A 22,029-nucleotide genomic window follows, 5' to 3' on the forward strand; every position below is an offset into this window, starting at 1 on the left:
ACGTCCGCCCGCCGAGATCAGCGGTCGAGGTCTTCCCACTCCAGCTCCAGATCCGCTTCCAGCTCTTCGATGTCGTGTTGGTCGAGCTGGAGCAGGGGCAGGTCCGACGGAGTGCGTCCACCTGTGCCGGGCCGATCGACGTGGGCGACGAGTCCATTCAGGACGGTCAACCAGTCCTGCGCGAGCTCGTGCACGGCCTCCTCGCTGGTGACAGCGGTGTGCCAAGACCACGTCGCACTCAACCGCGACCCATCGGCACCGTCTTCCACGATCGCGTTGATCTCGATGCCATGCCCCACACCCAGCCCCGGATCCACACCACCACCGAGAGCATCGACCTCCCGCGCCCAACCCCACTCACCACCCGCAGACGCGCCGAAACGACCCAGATAGTTGAACGCGATCTGCGGACACGCCAGCCTCGCCAACTCTGGCGCGGTGCCCGGATTGAGGTACCGCAGGAGCCCGTAGCCCATGCCGTGATCGGGAATCGCCCGAAGCTGCTCCTTGACCTGCTTCAACGCTATTCCCAGGGACGGCCCTCCGGTGGTGACCTCGGCCCAATCGAGCTCGCCAGCGTTCAGCAGCACCGGATGCAACGTGGTGAACCAACCCACCGTCCGGGTCAGATCGACCCCCTGAACAACCTCCTCGTGCCTGCCGTGCCCCTCCACATCGATCAGCACGCCACCCGCTGAGCCGGTGTGGTGTCGCACGGCCAACGCCAACGCCGTCAGCAACACGTCATCGACACCAGCGAAGAACGCCGCAGGGACCCTCGTCAGCAACGCCGCCGTCTGCTCCGTGGACAGTGAGACGTTCAACGACCGCACTCCTGCCACCGTGTCCCCGTTCGCAACATCGCGATCGGTCACGCGCACTCCGGGATGGGCCAGGACCTCTTGCCAGATCGACAGCTCCGGCAGTCGTGATTCCGCGAGTTCGCCCAGCAGACCGGCCCACTGGCGAAACGACGTGCCCACCGGCAGCAACTCCGCTGGCCGCCCTGAGGACAGTGCTTGATACGCCTCCCCCAGATCCGACACCAACACCCGCCACGACACCCCATCAACCACCAAATGATGGGCCACCACCAACAGCCATCCTGGTCGTGAACCGCCCGCGTCCAACCAGACCACCCGGAACATCACCCCTCGTGCCGGATCCAAACCAGCCGCCGCGGCTGCCTCCACCTCCGCCAGCACGACCCGCCAATCCGGATCAACCTCAGGAACTTCCACCCGCTCCACCAGACCCGCGGCATCCACCCACCCCACCGGCGGCACCACCAACCCCCGCTCACCCAACCGAGACCGCAACAAATCATGACGATCCACCACCGCCCCGACAGCCGATACCAACACATCCAGCGACAACCCGGCCGGAACCTCCAACACCACCGACTGGTAGAAGACCGACCCCAGATCACCCCGTTCCCCCAACCAACACATCACCGGCGTCAACGCCACATCCCCGACCCCGGAAACCACCGAGGACGACACCAAACCCGACGACGCCACCACCGCCAGCCCCGCAGGAGTCCGACACTCGAACACCTGACGCGGACTCACCACCAAACCAGCCCTGCGCAATCTCGCGACCAGCTGCATCGAGGAAATGCTGTCCCCACCCAGCTCGAAGAAGCTGTCCTCCGCGCCAACCTCCGCGACCCCCAGCACCTCGGCGAACAGGCCGCAGAACAGCCGCTCCCGCTCGGTGCGAGGACCACGGCCGCGTCCCGTGGTCACCGCCGGGGCGGGCAAGGCGTGCCGATCCAGTTTCCCGTTGGAGTTCAACGGGAAACTTTCCAGCACCACTACTGCTGAAGGCACCATGTAGTCAGGCAGGGCCCTGGCGACGTGATCCCGCAGCCCATCCGGATCACAGCCGCCGCCGGCCGGCACCACGTAGGCCACCAGACGTCTGTCGCCCGGCTGGTCTTCCTGGACCACCACCGCACTGCGGGCCACGTGCGGGTGGGCGGTGAGCACTGCTTCGATCTCGCCCGGCTCGATCCGAATACCGCGCACCTTGACCTGGTCGTCGACGCGGCCGACGAACTCCAGCTCGCCATCCCGGTTCCAGCGCACCAGATCACCGGTCCGGTACATCCGCTCACCAGGAGCTAACGGGTCCGCGACGAAGCGCTGGGCGGTCAGCCCAGCCCGCTCCCAATAGCCCCGCGCCAACCCGTTGCCCGCGATGTACAGCTCCCCCACCACACCAGGGGCGACCAGCCGCAACTCGGGATCCAGCACATGAACCCGCGTGTTGGGCACCGGCCTGCCGATCGGCGGAGCGCCGTCCAGGTCGTCGTCGGAGCACCAGATCGTCGAGTACACCACCGTCTCGGTCGGACCGTAGATGTTGGCCACTCGGCAGCCGGGGAACGTCGCACGAATGTCGTCGTACAACTCGGGCGGAACGGGCTCCCCGCCGAGCACGACCGTGTCCACCCCCGGACGCCGTTCCTGCTCCTGGATGACCCTGGCGAGCACCGACGGCACGCCGCTGACCAGCCCGCCACGCGGTGGACCGTCCGCCAGGGCCAAGAGGTTGGGAACCACCTCGACCGTGCCACCGACCATCAGCGGCGCGAGGATCTCGAACACGGAGAAGTCGAAGCTGAGCGAGGTCGCCGCCAGCACTCGGCCCAGGCGGTCCACGCCGATCGTTTCCCGCACGCACGTGACCAGGTCGACGACGTTGGCGTGCGCGACCATGACGGCCTTGGGTCGCCCGGTGGAGCCCGAGGTGTACATGACGTAGGCGATGTTCTCCGGATGCGGCCCCAATCGGCCCGGCGCGGCTGTTCCGGCGCGGCCCGCAGAGATGGCTGGATCGTCGAGCAGCATCGTCTCCACGTCGGCACGCACCCCGCCGGAGCCGGTGGTGATCAGCAATGCCGGCTTGGCGTCAGCGAGCACGAAGCCGATTCGCTCGGCAGGGTGGTCAAGGTCGATCGGCAGATAGGCACCCCCAGATTTGAGCACCGCCAACATCGACACGACCATGTCGATGGATCTCGGAAGCGCCAGCGCGACAACGGATTCCGGACCGACCCCGCGCTCCACCAGGAGGCTGGCGAGTCGGTCCGCACGGTCGTCGAGCTCCAGGTACGTCACCGATTCGGCACCGCACACGACCGCCGCCGCATCGGGCGTCCGCGCGACCTGAGCCCGGAACAGCTTCGGCAGCGTGGTCTCCTGGGTGTCGGTCCGGAGCCCGTTCCACTCCTCAAGCAGTTGTCGGCGTTCGGCGCCGGAGAGGAGGTCGAGCCGGCCCACCGGCCGGTCGGGATCTGCGACGATTGCTTCCAGGACGCGTTGGAGCCGGGCGGCTTGCGCTTCGACCGTGGCGTGGTCGAAGACATCGGGTCGGTATCCCAGGCGCAGGCGCAGGCGCTCCCCTGGGATCGCCACCAGGTTCAGCGCGTAGTGGGTGGCATCCCAACCGGACACCGACTCCACCTGGAGCTCGGATTCCGGATCGATCACCTCGTCGGGATCAACCGGGTAGTTCTCGAAAACGGTGGCGGTGTCGAACAGCTCCCCGGTGCCGACCTGCCGTTGGATGTCGGCCAAGCCCAGGTATTGGTGGTCCAGCAGCCGCGCCTGCTCCGCCTGCAACCGGATGAGAACGTCCACGATGGACTCTGACGGATTCAGCCGGATCCGGACCGGGACGGTGTTGATGAAGAGCCCGAGCATCGACTCCACGCCTGAGATCTCCGGAGGACGACCCGACACAGTGGACCCGAACACCACATCCCCGCGCCCAGTCCACCGACTCAGCAGCAGAGCCCACGCACCCTGCACCACCGTGTTCAACGTCAACCCACGAGCCCGAGCCCACTCCACCAGGTCGGCGGTCAGTCCTTCCGGGATATCCAGGGTAAACCGTTGCGGAGCAACCGAAACGCGATCCCCTGCGCCGAGCAAGAGCGGCTGAACACCTTCCAGCGCCTCAGCCCACGCACCCAGCGCCGCGTCCCGATCACGATTTTCCAGCCATGCGAGGAAATCCCTGTATTCCCCCGGATCCGGAATCCGGGACTCATCCCCCTGCGACCGGTACAGGGCGAACAGTTCGCGCACCAGCAGCGGCATCGACCAGCCGTCCAGCACGAGGTGATGATTGGTCACGACAAGCCGAGAACGTCCTTCTCCCATGCGTACCAACATCATTCGCAGCAATGGCCCCCGCTGCACGTCGAAGCCGGCAGCCCGGTCCTTTTCCAACAACCGAGCCAACTCCTCCTCGCGCTCGGCTTCCCCCCGGGCCGACAGATCCACCTCGGACCAGCCGATAGCCGACTCCCGCGGCACGACCTGAACCGGACGACTCAACCCCTCATGAACGAAACACGCCCGCAAATTCGGATACCGCTCCAACAGCACGTCCCCGGCACGCCTCAATCCGTCCCCATCCACCTCCCCCGACAGCTCAAACGCCAACTGCACGACATACACATCACCCAGACCATCGTCATAAACGGCGTGGAACAGCAATCCTTCCTGCAACGGCGAGAGCGTGAGGACATCGACCACCCCGCCGACCAACTCCTCCACCAAACCGGCCTCAGCCCCATCGAGCACGACCGAAGCCGAATCCGCTGCCTGCTCGTGCGTGCCGCTCTGCGCCTCGGCCACCAGCGCCGCGAGCGCTGCGGGCGTCTTGTGCTCGAAGATCTGTCGTGGACTGATGACCACCCCGTCCCGGCGGGCGCGGCTGGACAGCTGGATCGACATGATGCTGTCCCCACCCAGCTTGAAGAAGCTGTCGTCGGCGCCCACCTCCGGCACGCCGAGCACCTCCGCGAACAGCCCGCACAGCAGTTCCTCGCCCTGGGTCCGAGGGTCGCGCCCCGACGTGGTGCCGCCGAAGTCCGGTGCCGGTAGCCGCCGCCGGTCCAACTTCCCGTTGGAATTCAGGGGAAGTCGGTCCACCGCGACGATGCCCGCCGGGACCATGTGCGCGGGCAGGCGTTCCTCGACGTAGGACTGCAGCGCCGTGATGACGGCCCCCACCTCGCTCGACGACGCGGGGTCGTTGGCGTACGCCGACCAAGGACGCCCGGCACTGCCGGTGGATGCGTGCGGTTGGCCGTCGTCCGGGATGTCGCTGCGGACCAGCGCGGCATCGAGTTCTTCCGCCACCCTCGACCAGGTGAGCGCCACGCGGTAGCCGATCTCCTCCGCCAACTCGTGGAATTCCTCCGGGTCCGGCTCGACACCGGCCACGTCCCGCACCAGCTCGGCTCGCGCGGATTCGACGTCTGCGCCGTGCTCGACCGCCCGCACGGCCGCCAGGTCCGTCGTCAAGCGAGCATTGGGAATCCCGGAGACCCTCAGCCGCTCGGGCCGGGTGCCGGAAAGCAGCTCTCGCAGACCGGTGAAGTCCCGGACATCGCGCCCCCACCTCAGTTCGATCAGCTCCGCGACATCACCAGTCGGGCCGGCGACGTCGGCCGCCTTGCGCAGGATCGCGTCGTAGCGGTAGCGCGCGAGCTCGTTGTGGCCCGCACCGCGCTTGATCCGCACATCGATCTCGTCCACGCCATCGACAACGTCGCGCAACCGCGCGAAGAAGTCGGGAGCGACCAGCAGCTCCTTTTCCTGCAGGATGTTCTGCTCGACCGACCTGCGCAGGACCGACGGCGCCGTCGAGCCGTCCGTCCGGCTGAGCTCGACGGCGGTGGCGAAGCACCTGAGCAGCCGGAGGTTCCGCACGTCTCCGACGAAGACGGCACCTCCCGGGCGGAGGAGCCGCACGGCTTCGGTCAGCACTTCGACCAGGTAGTCGACGCTCGGGAAGTACTGAACCACGGAGTTGATGAGGATGGTGTCGAAGAAGGCGGTGGGAAGGTCGTCGAACACGTGCGCGGGCTGGCACAGCAACTCCACGTTCGCATAACCGGCATCTCCGTCGAGCCGGTCCCGCAGCGCCTCGACCACCACGGGCGAGAAGTCGGTCGCCCAGTACGACTCGCACATCGGCGCCAGCTGCGACATCAGCAGGCCGGTGCCGACTCCGATTTCCAGGATCCGCTTCGGGGCGAGGGATGCCACCCTCTCGACCGTCGCATCGCGCCATTCCCGCATCTCGTGCAGCGGAATCGGAAGGCCGTCGTAGCTGCTGTTCCAGCCCGCGAAGTCGGCACCGAACTCAGCGCCGGAACCTTCCCGGTACAGCTCGTCGTAGACCGCTCGCCATTCGCCGACCTGCCGGTGGTCCGCCTCGCCCGGCTCCCGCCGGATGGTGTCGGGGACGACGTAGGCGATGAGCCGCTTGTCCCCAGGCTGGTCTTCGCGGACGACTGCCGCGGCCTGCGCGATCTGCGGGTGGGTGGTCAGGGCGGTCTCGACCTCGCCGAGCTCGATCCGGAAGCCACGGACCTTCACCTGGTCATCGACCCGGCCGACGAACTCCAACTCGCCATCCCGGTTCCAGCGCACCAGATCACCGGTCCGGTACATCCGCTCGCCAGGAGCGAACGGATCCGCGACGAACCGCTGGGCGGTCAATCCGGCTTGACCGAAATAGCCCCGCGCCAGCCCGGCGCCGGCTAGGTGGAGCTCTCCGACCGCGCCTGGTGGGACCAACCGCATTTCGGCATCCAGCACATAAACCCGGGTGTTCGAGATCGGCCGGCCGATCGGCGGCACTCCGACCGGCCGGTCGTCGTTGCAGAACCACGCCGTCGCATAGACCGTCGCCTCGGTCGGCCCGTAAATGTTGGCCACCAAGCAGTCCGGGAACACCGATCTCACCCGGGAAAGCAGCGAGCCCGGCAGCCCCTCGCCCGCCAGGACCAACGTCTCCAGGCCCGGCGCCTCCAACTCGCCCCACGCCTCCAGCAGACCTGCGACGGCCGACGGAACACCGCTGACGAGAGAAACCTCAGACAGCAACTCCGGCGAGTCCGCCAAGGAGAGCAGATCGTCCACCAGCAGGACGCGCCCGCCCACTGTCAGGGGAACCAAGATCTCGAAAACGGAAACATCGAAGTTCAACGACGTCGACGCCAGGACGCACCGCAACCGATCGCCGAACGCTTTCGCGGCCCACGCAGAAAGACCCGCGACACTCGAATGCCCAACAACGACGCCTTTCGGCCGCCCCGTCGAACCCGACGTGAACAACACATACGCCGCATTCCCCACAGCCAACGGACCAACCCGATCCCCATCAGCTAGATCCGCACCCGACAACCCGGCCACCACCGGGTCGTCCACCACCACAACGGGCAGGGCCTCGTCGGAAAGGCCGACCTCGACCGCAGAAGCCGTCAACAGCAACACCGGCTTGGCGTCGTCGAGCATGAACTCAATTCGCTCGGCGGGATAGTCGAGGTCGATGGGCAGATAGGCGGCTCCGGCTTTGAGAACGGCCAGCACGGCGACAACCATGTCGACCGACCTCGGAAGCGCCAGCGCAACAACGGATTCCGGCCCAGCACCCCTACCGACCAAACAACGAGCGAGCCGGTTCGCCCTCGCATTGAGCTCCGCATACGTCACCGACTCGCCGCCACACACCACCGCCGCAGCCTCCGGCGTCCGCACGACCTGCGCCTCGAACAACTCCGGCAACGTGACCGCCGGAATGCTGGTCCGGCTCCCGCTCGATTCTTCGAGAAGCCGACGGTGTTCGACGTCGGTGAGGATGTCGATGCGCCCCACCGGCTGGTCGGGTTCATCGACAACGGTTCGCAAGATCTCAACGAGGCGGCCGGCGAATCCTTCCACCGTGGAGCGGTCGAAGACATCGGGCCGGTAACCGAACCGCAGTTGCAGACGCTCGCCGGGCATCGCCACGAGGTGGAGCGCGTAGTGGGTGGCATCCCAGCTCGACACCGACGTGACGCTGATTTCGGCGGACGGGTTGAGCACCTCGTCGGGGTCGAGCGGATAGTTCTCGAAGGCGATGGCGGTGTCGAAGAGCTCCCCGGTACCCACCTGCCGCTGGATGTCGGCCAGGCCCACGTGGTGGTGGTCCAGCAGCCGCGCCTGCTCCGCCTGCAACCGGACCAGGATGTCCGCGATGGACTCCGACGGATCCAGCCTGATCCGGACCGGGATCGTGTTCACGAAAAGCCCGAGCATCGACTCCACGCCCGGGATCTCCGGAGGTCGACCCGACACAGTGGATCCGAACACAACATCCCCGCGCCCAGTCCACCGGCTCAGCAGCAGGCCCCATGTGCCCTGCACCACCGTGTTCAGCGTCAATCCACGAGCCTGAGCCCACCGGGTCAGGGCCGCCGTCAACGGCTCGGGCAACTCCAGCGAGTACTCGTCCGGCAGCACGGGAGCGAGATCCCCCGAACCCACCAACAGCGGCTGGACGTCCTCCAACGCTTCTTCCCATGCTCCCAGCGCAGCTTCCCGTTCACGATTGCTCAGCCACACGAGGAAGTCCCGATACCTCCCCGGAACCGGTAGATCGCTGTCGTCGCCGCGCCGCTCGTACAGGGCGAACAGCTCGCGCACCAGCAGCGGGAGCGACCAGCCGTCCAGCACGAGGTGGTGATTGGTCACCACCAACCGGGAACGCCCCTCCCCAACGCGAACCAACATCATCCGCAGCAGCGGACCCCGCTGCACATCGAACCCAGCAGCCCGATCCCGCTCCAGCAGCCGAGCCAACTCCTCCTCACGCTCGGCCTCACCCAGGTCGGACAAATCCACCTCGGCCCAGCCGATACCCGAATCCCGCGGTACCACCTGAACCGGACGGCTCAAGCCCTCATGAACAAAGCACGCCCGCAAATTCGGATACCGCCGCAACAACGCGTCCCCGGCGCTCCTCAACGCCTCCCCATCCACCTCCCCCGCGAAGTCGAACACCAACTGCATCACATACACATCGCCCCCTCCCCCGTCGTAAACGGCGTGGAACAGCAACCCTTCCTGCAACGGCGACAACGGGAGGACGTCTTCGAAATCCGGGCTGGTCATTTGGAGTCCTTCCACCAAGATTCAAGTCGCTCGATGTCGTGTTGGTCGAGTTGGAGCAGGGGCAGGTCCGACGGGGTACGGCCACCTGTGCCGGGCCGATCGACGTGGGCGACGAGTCCATTCAGGACGGTCAACCAGTCCTGCGCGAGATCGTGCACGGCTTCCTCGCTGGTGACAGCGGTGTGCCAAGACCACGTCGCACTCAACCGCGACCCATCGGCACCGTCTTCCACGATCGCGTTGATCTCGATGCCATGCCCCACACCCAGCCCCGGATCCACACCACCACCGAGAGCATCAGCCTCCTGCGCCCAGTCCCACTCACCACCCGCAGACGCGCTGAAACGACCCAGGTAGTTGAACGCGATCTGCGGGCGTGCGAGCACAGCGAGCTCTGCAGCGGTATCCGGATTGAGGTACCGCAGGAGCCCGTAGCCCATGCCGTGATCGGGAATCGCCCGAAGCTGCTCCTTGACCTGCTTCAACGCTATTCCCAGGGACGGCCCTCCGGTGGTGACCTCGGCCCAATCGAGCTCGCCGGGGTTCAGCAGCACCGGATGCAACGTGGTGAACCAACCCACCGTCCGAGTCAGATCAACCTCATGAACAACCTCCTCGTACCGACCGTGCCCCTCCACATCGACCAACACACCACCCGCCGTACCCGCGTGACGCCGCACAGCCAACGCCAACGCCGTCAGCAACACGTCACCGACACCGGCGAAGAACGCCGCAGGGACCCTCGTCAGCAACGCCGCCGTCTGCTCCGCCGACAACGACACCGTCAACGACTGCGCCCCCGCCACCACATCCCCGCTCGTGACGTCGCGATCGGTCACACGCACACCGGGATCAGCCAGAACCTGTCGCCACACCGGCAGCTCCGACACCCGCGATTCCGCCAACTCGCCCAACAGACCGGCCCACTGGCGAAACGATGTGCCCACCGGCTGCAACTCGACCGGATGTCCCGACGCCAGTGCTTGATACGCCTCCCCCAGATCCGACACCAACACCCGCCACGACACCCCATCAACCACCAAATGATGGGCCACCACCAACAGCCGTCCTGGTCGTGAACCGCCCCCATCGAGCCAGACCACCCGGAACATCACCCCTCGTGCCGGATCCAAACCAGCCGCCGCGGCTGCCTCCACCTCCGCCAACACGACCCGCCAATCCGGATCAACCTCAGGAACTTCCGCCCGCTCCACCAGACCCGCGGCATCCACCGACCCCACCGGCGGCACCACCAACCCCCGCTCACCCAACCGAGACCGCAACAAATCATGACGATCCACCACCGCCCCGACAGCCGATACCAACACATCCAGCGACAACCCGGCCGGAACCTCCAACACCACCGACTGGTAGAAGACCGACCCCAGATCACCCCGTTCCCCCAACCAACACATCACCGGCGTCAACGCCACGCCCCCGACCCCGGAAACCACCGAGGCCGACACCAAACCCGACGACGCCACCACCGCCAGTCCCACAGGAGTCCGACACTCGAACACCTGACGCGGACTCACCACCAGACCGACCCTGCGCAATCTGGCGACCAGTTGGATCGACAAGATGCTGTCCCCGCCGAGCTGGAAGAAGCTGTCCTCCGGGCCGACCTCGGCGATCCCGAGGACCTCGGCGAACGCCTCGCACAACAGACTCTCCCGCTCGGAACGGGGGCCTCGGCCTTCCGCTGCCTTCACCTCGGGCGCGGGGAGCGCCTTCTGATCGAGTTTCCCGTTGGAGTTCAACGGCAATCGGTCCAGCAGCACGACAGCGGTGGGCACCATGTAGTCGGGCAGCGTCCTGGCGACGTGATCCCGCAGCCCGTCCGGCTCACAGCCGTCGCCGGTCGGCACCACGTAGGCCACCAATCGCTTCTCCCCCGGCCGATCCTGCCTTGCGACGGCGACGGCATGAACAACTTGCGGGTGGGAGGTCAGGGCGGTCTCGACCTCGCCGAGCTCGATCCGGAAGCCACGGACCTTCACCTGGTCATCGACCCGGCCGACGAACTCCAACTCGCCATCCCGGTTCCAGCGCACCAGATCACCGCTCCGATACATGCGGCTGCCCGCAGGGCCGAACGGGTCGGCGACGAAACGATCGGCGGTCAGGCCGGAACGCCCCGAGTAACCACGGGCCAACCCGCTGCCCGCGATGTACAGCTCGCCCACCACACCAGGTGGAACCAGCCGCAATTCGGGATCCAGCACATAAGCCCGGATGTTCGAAATCGGCCGACCAATCGGCGGCACCTCCACCGGCCGGTCATCGCGCCAGAACCACGAAGTCGCATACACCGTCGACTCGGTCGGCCCATAAATATTGGCCACCACGCAATCCGGGAACACCGACCTCACCCGCGACAACAACGACGCCGGCAACCCCTCACCTGCCAGGACCAACGTCTCGACGCTCCGCTTCTCCGGCATGTCGCACGCCCCCAGCAAGCCCGCGACGGCCGACGGAACACCACTGACGAGAGAGACCTGGGACAGCAGCCCAGGTGAGTCCACCAGGGAAAGCAGATCATCCACCAGCACGACCTGCCCGCCCACCGTCAACGGCACCAAGATCTCGAATACGGAAACATCGAAGTTCAACGAGGTCGACGCCAACACACACCGCAGCCGATCGCCGAGAACCTCCCCGGCCCACACCGCCAAACCCACGACACTCGAATGCCCAACGACGACGCCTTTCGGTCGCCCCGTCGAACCCGACGTGAACAACACATACGCCGCATTACCCGCGGCCAACGGACCAACCCGATCGCCATCAACCAGATCCGCACCCGACAACCCGGCCACCGCCGGATCACCCACCACCAGTCGAGGCACGCCAGGAGGAACGGCATCCTCGACATCGGCGGCCGTCACCACCAGCACCGGCTTGATGTCGTCGAGCATGAACTCGACTCGTTCGGCGGGATGTTCCAAGTCGATGGGCAGGTACGCGGCCCCGGCCTTGAGGACGGCCAGCACGGCGACAACCATGTCAATCGACCTCGGAAGCGCCAGCGCAACAACGGATTCCGGTCCAGCACCTCGCGCGACCAGGAACCGACCGAGGCGGTTCGCCCTCGCGTTGAGCTCCGCGTACGTCACCGACTCACCGCCACACACCAACGCCGTGGCGTCCGGCGTCCGCACGACCTGCGCCTCGAACAACTCCGGCAGCGTGACCGCCGGGACCTCGACCGCGTCCGCGTGCCAATCCGCGAGGAGCCGACGGCGCTCCGCCGCGGAGAGGACATCGATGCGCCCCACGCGCTGGTCCGGATCTTCAACAGCTGTTTCGAGGATGCGTTGGAGGCGGCTGGCGAGGGTCTCGACGGTGGCCTGGTCAAAGACGTCGGGGCGGTAGCCGAACCGCAGTTGCAGCCGCTCGCCGGGCATCACCGCCAGGTTGAGGGTGTAGTGGGTGGCGTCGAGGCTCTCCGCCGACGTCATCCGCAACTCGCGCACCGGATTCGACAGTTCGTCGAGGTCGATCGGGTGGTTCTCGTAGACGGTGGCGGTGTCGAACAGCTCCCCGGTACCCACCTGCCGCTGGATGTCCGCCAAACCCAGGTACTGGTGGTCGAGCAGCCGCGCCTGCTCCGCCTGCAACCGGACCAGCATCTCCGCGACGGTCTCCGAAGGATCCAGCCGGACCCGGACCGGAATCGTGTTGATGAACAGGCCCAACATCGACTCCACACCCGGCAGCTCCGGAGGGCGACCCGACACAGTGGACCCGAAAACCACATCCCCGCGCCCAGTCCACCGACTCAGCAGCAGAGCCCACGCACCCTGCACCACCGTGTTCAGCGTCAAACCACGAGCCCGAGCCCATTCCACCAGCCCGGCGGTCAGCTCCTCCGGCAACTCCATCGAGAACCTTCGCGGTACAACCGGCACCCGATCCCCAGAGCCGAGCAACAACGGCTCAGCACCTTCCAACGCCTCCCGCCACGCTCCCAGTGCCGCGTCACGGTCACGATTGCTCAGCCACGCCAGGAAATCCCGGTACCTCCCCGGGGTCGGCAAGTCGCCATCATCGCCGCGTCGCTCGTACAGGGCGAACAATTCGCGCACCAGCAACGGAAGCGACCAACCGTCCAACACGAGGTGGTGAGTGGTCACCACCAGTCGGGAACGCCCCTCGCCCAGGCGAACCAACATCATCCGCAGCAGCGGCCCCCGCTGCACGTCGAACCGAGCGGCCCGATCCCCCTCCAACAGCCGAGCCACCTCGTGCTCGGTCTCCGCACAGGCCGACAAGTCCACCTCGGACCAGCCGATATCCGACTCCCCCGGCACGACTTGAACCGGACGACTCAGCCCCTCATGAACAAAACACGACCGCAAATTCGGATACCGCGCCAGCAGCACATCCCCGGCACGCCTCAACCTCTCGCCATCCACCTCCCCCAACAGCTCAAAAACCAACTGCACCAAGTAGACATCATTCGATCCGTCATCAAAGACGGCGTGGAACAGCAACCCTTCCTGCAGCGGCGACAGCGGAAGGACATCCAGCGCCCCGCCGACCGTCTCCTCGACCAACCGAGCCTCAACCGCATCAAGCACGACCAGCGCCGAATCGGACTCGCTGGATTCGGCCGAGGTATCAAGCACCCCCGCGACGGCCGCCAATGCCGCAGGCGTCTTGTGCTCGAACACATCGCGAGGGGTTATCACCAGTCCGGCACTTCGGGCGCGACTCACCAGCTGCATGGACCCGATGCTGTCCCCGCCCAGATCGAAGAAGTTGTCCTCGACGCCCACCTCCGGCAAGCCCCGGATCTCGGCGAACAACTCGCAGAGCATTTCCTCGCGCGGTGTCCGCGGTGACGCTTTCGCCGATCCGGAACCGAAGTCGGGAGCCGGCAAAGCCTTTCGGTCCAGCTTCCCGTTGGCGGTGAGCGGAAGGCGCTCCAAGGGCAGCACTGCCGAGGGGACCATGTAATCCGGAAGGCTGCGGGCCACGTGATCCCGCAATTCCACAGGATCTAGTTCGCCTGTGCGAGCGACGACGTAGGCGACCAGGCGCTTCTCACCCGGCCGGTCCTCCCGCGCAGCCACCGCGCACTGCGCCACCGCCGGATGAGCAGCCAGCGCCGCTTCGACCTCACCCAGCTCGATGCGGAAACCGCGAACCTTGACCTGGTCATCGGCCCGGCCAACGAACTCCAACTCGCCATCCCGGTTCCAGCGAGCCAAATCTCCGGTCCGGTACATCCGCCCACCAGGCGGACCGAACGGATCAGCCACGAAACGCTCGGCCGTCAACCCAGCGCGCCTGAGATATCCCCGCGCCACGCCATCACCGGCGATGAAGAGCTCACCTCGGACACCAGGCGGCACCGGGCGCAGGCCCGCATCCAGGACGTAGACGCGGGTGTTGTCCAACGGCCGGCCGATGGTCACCGAACCCGTTCGGTCGATTTCCGCCGCGGTCGACCACACCGTCGCCTCCGTCGGCCCGTAGAGGTTGACCACCTCTCCGGACAACTTCCGCAGCCGGGTCGCCAGGTGCTCCGGCAGGGCCTCGCCACCGGTCAACACCCGCAGCCCACGCAACATCGTCGGAGTCTCGGCCACCACGACCTGCCACAGGGCAGGCGTGGCCTGCATGACCGTCACACCCCACTCAGCCACCAACCCGGCCAACGCGCGCGGATCCGCCAGCTCAGCCTTGGTCGCGACCACGACCGAAGCACCGGCGAGCAGCGGCGCCAGCAACTCCACCACAGCGATGTCGAACGACAAGGTCGTCACCGCCAGCAGTCGATCTCCCGGCCCGACCTCCAACCACGGATCGATCGCCGAAACGAACCCGCACACGTTCCGATGGGTGACGACCACGCCCTTCGGGCGCCCCGACGAACCCGACGTGAACAACACATACGCCGCATCATCGAGTCCCACAGCAGCCCGGTCCCCGCCAGTGAGATCCGCTCCCGAGAACCCGGCCACCACAGGCGCAGTACCCGGATCATCCACCACGAGAACCGGAAAACCCCACCGCACCACATGCTCGACCTCGACGGTCGTCATCACCAGCGCCGGGTCGGCGTCGTCCAGCATCAACCCGATACGTTCGGCCGGAAAGCCCGGATCGACCGGCAAGTACGCAGCACCCGCCTTGAGTACCGCCCACACCGCCACGACCATCTCAACCGACCGCGGAACAGCAAGACCCACAACACAACCCGGCCCAACACCACGACCGACCAAACACCGAGCCAGCCGATTCGCCCGAACGTTGAGTTCCGCATACGACACCGACACATCACCGCACACCACCGCAGTCGCACCCGACGACTCCGCAACCCGCGCCTCGAACAGCTCCGGCAGAGTCGACTCAGCGGCGACCACACCTTGCCCGTTCCACACCTCAAGCAACTGATCTCGCTCGGCATCGGTGAGGACGTCGATTTCCCCTAGCCGAATATCCGGCTCTTCGACAACAACTTCCAGAACGCGCACCAGCCGAGCAGCGAGTTGTTCCGCGGTGGCACGATCGAACAAATCGGTGCTGAATTCCAGCTCACCGGCGAGCCCCGCTTCACCACGCCGCTCGGTCAGCTCGAAGGTGAGATCGAACTTCGCCGCCTCACCATCCACCGGCAGGGATTCCACTCCAGCGCCAGCAATCTCCAAACCCGTCTGCTCAACGTTCTGGAACGCCAACATCACCTGGAACAACGGATGCCGAGCAAGAGACCGCTGCGGATTCAACGTCTCAACGAGGCGTTCAAAAGGCAGATCCTGGTGGGCATAAGCAGCCAGGTCCGACTCCCGAACCCGTCCCAGCAGATCCCGAAAGCCCGGATCACCGGAAGTATCGGTCCGCAACACCAACGTGTTGACGAAAAGACCCACAAGATCCTCGGTCGCCTGCTCCGTACGCCCGGCGATCGGACTCCCGATCGGGATATCCGTACCCGCACCCAACCGCGTCAACAACGCAGCAAGCCCGGCCTGCACCACCATGAACACCGTCGCCCGGCACTCACCGGCCACACGTGTCAAGCCCGCGTACAACCCCGGTGATACATCGAAACCCAACCGCTGACCCGAATACGAAGCGACCGCCGGACGAGGCCGATCCACCGGAAGAGCGATCTCCTCCGGAAGATTCCGGAGTTCGTCCTTCCAGAACTCCAGCTGGCGAGAGATCACACTGCCCGGATCTTCTTCACCACCCAGGACTTCCCGCTGCCACAACGCGAAATCCGCATACTGCACCGGCAAGTCCCGCCAACCCGGCGCCTCGCCGACGCGCCGGGCCGCATACGCCGTGGCCAAATCCCGCACCAGCGGGTCGACCGACCACCCATCGCCGGCGATGTGATGCAACACCACCAACAAGACGTGGCCGCCTTCGGTGACTTCCCACGAACGCACCCTGATCGGCGGCTCCACACCCAAGTCGAAAGCCTGCCGGGCTTCCTCTGCCATCACCCGAGCGACCTCGTCAGCGGAGATCTTCGGCACTTCGGCACCGCCGGCCGCCAGCTCCCACGCAGCATCGGCGTCCAGGATCCGCTGCCGAGGAACATCGCCCTCGTCCTGCAGGAAGACCGTCCGCAACGCCTCGTGCCGTGCCAGGACGTCCCGCGCCGCTTCCTGCAACGCCAAGATGTCGACCTCACCGGTCAGCCGCCACGCCAGCGGAATGTGATACGCGGAACCAACCGCATCCAGCTTGTCCACGAACCACAAGCGGTACTGGGCGAACGACAACGGAAGGCGCTCCGGCCGCACCATCCCCGCCAACACCGGACGCACCGACTCGTCATCGCCATCCAACCGCGCAGCCAGCTCCGCCACCGTCGGCGCCTCGAACACCGCACGCACCGACAACTCGACGGCGAACGCACCACGGATGCGACTCACCAACCGAGTCGCCAACAACGAATGACCACCCAGATCAAAGAAGCTGTCGTGTACTCCCACCCCCTCCACGCCCAGCACCTCGGCGAACAACCCGCACAACAACACCTCGCGCGGTGTCCGAGGCTGCACGCTCCCCGCCGCGGAGCCGAGAGCCGGTGCGGGCAGCGCGCGGCGATCGAGCTTCCCGTTGGCAGTCAGTGGCAAATCATCCAGCACCACCACTGCCGAAGGCACCATGTAGTCCGGAAGGCGTCCGGCCGCGAACGCCCGCACCTCGCCCGGGTCGCAGCCATGAGCATCGGCCACGACGTATGCCACCAGCCTCTTGTCACCCGGCCGGTCCTCACGCGCGAGGACCACGCACCGCGACACCCGAGGATGCGCGCCCAGCGCGGCCTCCACCTCGCCCGACTCGATCCGGAAACCACGAACCTTCACCTGGTCATCGGCCCGGCCGACGTACTCCAGTTCTCCGTGCCGGTTCCAGCGGGCCAGGTCCCCGCTGCGGTACATCCGCCCGCCGGCCTCGCCGAACGGGTCGGCCACGAACCGCTGCCCGGTCAGCCCGGGCCGACCGGCGTAGCCTCGCGCCACGCCCGCGCCGGCGACGTACATCTCGCCCACCACGCCGACAGGCACCGGTTTCAGGTTCGCGTCGAGCACGTGCACCCGCAGGTCGGCCAAGGGCCTGCCGATCCTGCTGCGCCCACCATCATCGGCCCCGATCTCGGCGTGGGTGACGTGCACGGTCGTTTCGGTGATGCCGTACATGTTCACCACCGCCGGACCCCGACCGTCACCCCAATCCGGAACCCGGCTGCAATCCAGCGCCTCGCCGCCCAGGACCACGTACTGAACGCAACCCCGTTCCCAAAGCCGACCATCCCGCGCTTCGCGCACCAGCTGGTAGAACGCCGACGGCGTCTGGTTCAGCACCGTCACGCGCTCCCGGACCAGCAACTCGGCGAACTCGCCGGGAGAGCGCGACACCTCCCAGGGGACGACCACCAACCGACCACCGCACGAGAACGCCCCCCACAACTCCCAGACCGAGAAGTCGAACCCGTACGAATGGAACAAGGTCCACACATCACCGGGGCCGAAGCCGAAGCGGGCTCGACCGACCGCCAGCAGCCGCGCCACGTTGGCATGGGTGACGACCACGCCCTTCGGACGCCCCGACGACCCCGACGTGAACAACACGTACGCCGCATGACCGGGATCCAGCGGAAGGGCACGATCCACATCCGAAAGATCAGCACCCGACATCCCGGCCACCACACCGGCGGAGGCCGGATCGTCCACTGCCAGAACCGCAAACCCGTGTCCGGCGGGTAGTCCGACCTCGGCCGAACGGACCGTCATCACCAGCACCGGATCGGTGTCGGCCAGCATGAACCCGATCCGTTCCGCTGGCTGGTCCGGATCGATCGGCAGGTACGCGCCCCCCGCCTTCAACACCGCCAGCATTCCCACGACCATCTCCGCCGACCGCGGGAACATCAAACCCACCACAGAATCCGGGCCGACACCACGATCGACCAAGTGCCGGGCGAGCCGATTCGCGCGAGCGTTCAACTCGGCGTACGACACGGACTCGTCGCCACAGACCACCGCGACGGCATCCGGCGAATCCGCCACCTGGGCCTCGAACAACGCCGACAGGATCGACACCGGAACGTCCGGTGCTTCAATCGAGCGTTCGAGGAACTGGTAGCGCTCTTCCTCGGTCAGGATGTCGATGTCCCCAAGCCGGACATCCGGGTCTGCGACGACGGCTTCCAGCACGCGCACCAACCGGGCAGCGAGTTGTTCCGCGGTGGCACGATCGAACAAGTCCGTGCTGAATTCCAACTCACCGGCGAGCCCCGGCTCACCACGCCGCTCGGTCAGCTCGAAGGTCAGATCGAACTTCGCCGAACCATCACCCGCCGGCAGGGGTTCTGCCTCAACGCCGGGCAGGTCGAAACTCGCCTGCTCAACGTTCTGGAACGCCAACATCACCTGGAACAACGGATGCCGAGCAAGAGACCGCTGCGGATTGATCGCCTCAACGAGCCGTTCGAAAGGCAAATCCTGGTGGGCATAAGCAGCCAGGTCCGACTCCCGGACCCGCGCCAGCAGCTCGCGGAAACTCGGATCGTCCGATGTATCGGTCCGCAACACCAACGTGTTGACGAAGAACCCCACCAGATCCTCGGTCGCCTGCTCAGTACGCCCGGCAATCGGACTCCCGATCGGAATATCCGTACCTGCACCCAAGCGCGTCAACAACGCCGCAAGCGCAGCCTGCACCACCATGAACACCGTCGCCCGGCACTCACCGGCCAAATCCGTCAAGCCCGCATACAGCCCCGGCGACACTTCAAAACCCACCCGCCGCCCTGAATGCGAAGCGACCGCGGAGCGAGACCGATCCACCGGGAGCGCAATTTCGTCCGGAAGACCGCGGAGCTCGTCCTTCCAAAACTCCAACTGACGCGAGATCACACTGCCCGGATCATCTTCACTTCCCAGGACTTCCCGCTGCCACAACGCGAAATCCGCATACTGAACCGGCAATTCCCGCCAACCCGGCGCCTCACCAATGCACCGCGCCGCATACGCCATGCCCAAATCCCGCACCAGCGGCACCACCGACCACCCATCACCGGCGATGTGATGCAACACCACCAACAGCACGACCTCGTGCTCGTCCACCACGAGAATCCGCGCACGAACCGGCACCTCGCGGGACAGATCGAACCGTGGCTCCGCATGGTCGGCCACGACTCGCTCGACCTCACCAGCCGAGGCATGCAGCAACGGAACGTCCAGGACGCTCCGGGCGTCGTGGATCACCTTCTGCTCAGGCACGCCCCCGACCTCGGGAAACACCGTCCGCAGTGCTTCGTGGCGGTCCACCACGTCCCACACCGCCTCGCGAAGGGCGGCGATGTCGACCTCGCCGGTCAGCCGCCACGCCAGCGGAATGTGATACGCCGAGCCCGCAGCATCGAGCTCGTCGACGAACCAAAGCCGGTACTGGGCGAATGACAGCGGAAGGCGCTCCGGCCGCTCCCCCGCCACCAACGGCAGACCTGAACCGCCCTTTTGGTCCTCGATTCGCGCAGCGAGCTCCGCCACCGTCGGCGCCTCGAACACCGCGCGCACGGACAACTCCACACCACACGCAGCGCGAACACGACTCACCAACCGGGTAGCCAACAGCGAATGGCCGCCCAGTTCGAAGAAGCCGTCGTCAACCCCCACCCGCTCCACGCCCAACACCCCGGCGAACAACCCGCACAGCAGTTCTTCGCGCGGTGTGCGGGGATCCCGTCCTCTCCCGGTCTCGACCTCAGGAACCGGCAACGCGCTCCGGTCGACCTTCCCGTTGGCGTTCAACGGAAAACGTTCGAGGACCACGACCGCCGAGGGCACCATGTAATCCGGAAGGTGCCGGACCGCGTACTCCCGCACCCCGGCCGGCTCGCACCCATCCGGCTCGGCGACGACGTAGGCGACCAGCCGCTTGTCGCCCAGCCGGTCTTCCCGGGCCACCACCACGCAGCGCGCCACCCGGGGATCGGCGGCCAGGACGGCCTCGACCTCGCCCAACTCGATCCGGAAGCCGCGGATCTTGACCTGGTCATCGGCGCGCCCGACGAACTCCAAGGCACCTTCCGGGTTCCAGCGGACCAGGTCCCCGGTCCGGTACATCCGGGATCCGGTGGAGAACGGGTCCGCCACGAACCGCTCGGCCGTCAACCCGGCACGCCCCCAATACCCGCGTGCCACCCCGGCACCCGCGACGTACAACTCGCCCACCACGCCCGGAGGCACCGGTCGCAGGCCTGCGTCCAGCACGTGCGTGCGGGTGTCGTCCAGCGGGCCGCCGATCGAGACGCCACGCCCCAAGACCGCGCCCGGACGCACGGCATGGCTGGTCGCGAACGTCGTGACTTCCGTCGGGCCGTACCCGTTCACCAGCGTGGTCTGCGGGCAAGCGTCCAAGACCCGGCGGAAGGCCGCGGGCGAGGCGGCTTCTCCACCTGTCCAAACCTCGCCCACCTCGGCGAAGACCTCCGGCCGCTCGTCCGACAAGACGTTGAAAAGTGCTGCGGTGAGCCACAATCCGGTGATGCGGTGTTCCGCGATCAACCGATGCAGCGCATGCGCCGTCAAATCCCCCGGTGGTGCGATGACGACCCGGCCGCCTCGCAGCAGCGGAACCCACAACTCGTACGTCGACGCATCGAAGGCGCACGGTGAGTGCAGCAGGACGCGCTCATGCTGCCCGGAGTCCCAAGCGCTGTCCGACGCGAGCGCCACGACGTCGGCGTGGGTAGTCGCAACTCCCTTCGGCAGCCCGGAGGAACCGGACGTGTACATCACGTACGCCAGCTGCCGAGGATCGCGTGGAACCGCGGGTTTCGGTGCCGCCCGGTCAGCCGCGTCGTCGAGCACGACGACGTCGATCGACTCGACGAACTCCGGCGCGGCATCGTCCGTCAGCAGAATCGACGCCGCGGAGTCCCGCAGCATGAAGCGAATGCGGTCCGCCGGGTGACGCGGGTCCAGCGGAACGTACGCCGCGCCCGCCTTCAGCACCGCGAGCAACGCCACCACCAGATCCGCGGAGCGGTCCAGCAGCACGGCCACCCTGGTCTCGCTTCCCGCACCACGCTCCAGGAGGAGTCCGGCGAGGTCGTCGGCGCGGGCGTTGAGCGCGGCGTAGGTCAGCGTGGCGTCCTCGGCCACCACCGCGATCGCTTCCGGATCGCGAGCGGCCTGCGCCTCGAACAGCTCTGGCACCGTGTTGCCCCGGACAGGATTCAATGCCACCAAGGCCCGACTCCTTCACCGGAGGAACGTAGCGCGGATGCCCCGTCCTTCAGGGCGGGGAGGAAACGCGTCCACTCTGGTGCCAGCGTGCCTCGCGGCACCAGGTAGACTGATCAACGTGCTGAGCGAGAACCAAGCCAGCATGGACACTTCTCCTTTCTGGGGACCGGGCTGGTTCCAACCCGGCTGGTGTTGAGGGCAGAAGACCCGTTCGTCCGCAGGGCGACCGGGCAGCCTGAGCCAGGAATCTCCCGTCTTCGGGCGAGAGAGGGCTCAAATCGTCATCAACCAGGCGGAGACGGCATCGGGAGGCCGCCCGGCGCGGTAGGACCGGGCGC

The 22,029-nt window shown here is 66.6% G+C and carries 2 protein-coding genes; both read right to left on the reverse strand.

The window, feature by feature from the left end; all coding sequences use genetic code 11:
- Window positions 1-17 precede the first annotated feature (17 nt).
- On the reverse strand, window positions 18-8,963 hold the full coding sequence (locus AB0I53_RS02570; protein ID WP_358595285.1) for an amino acid adenylation domain-containing protein: 8,946 nt from the start codon (window positions 8,961-8,963) through the stop codon (window positions 18-20).
- On the reverse strand, window positions 8,960-21,691 hold the full coding sequence (locus AB0I53_RS02575; protein ID WP_358595287.1) for an amino acid adenylation domain-containing protein: 12,732 nt from the start codon (window positions 21,689-21,691) through the stop codon (window positions 8,960-8,962). The genes AB0I53_RS02570 and AB0I53_RS02575 overlap by 4 nt, the downstream gene beginning before the upstream one ends.
- Window positions 21,692-22,029: the final 338 nt, after the last annotated feature.

The organism is Saccharopolyspora sp. NPDC050389 (assembly GCF_040655595.1).
Taxonomy (GTDB): Bacteria; Actinomycetota; Actinomycetes; order Mycobacteriales; family Pseudonocardiaceae; genus Saccharopolyspora.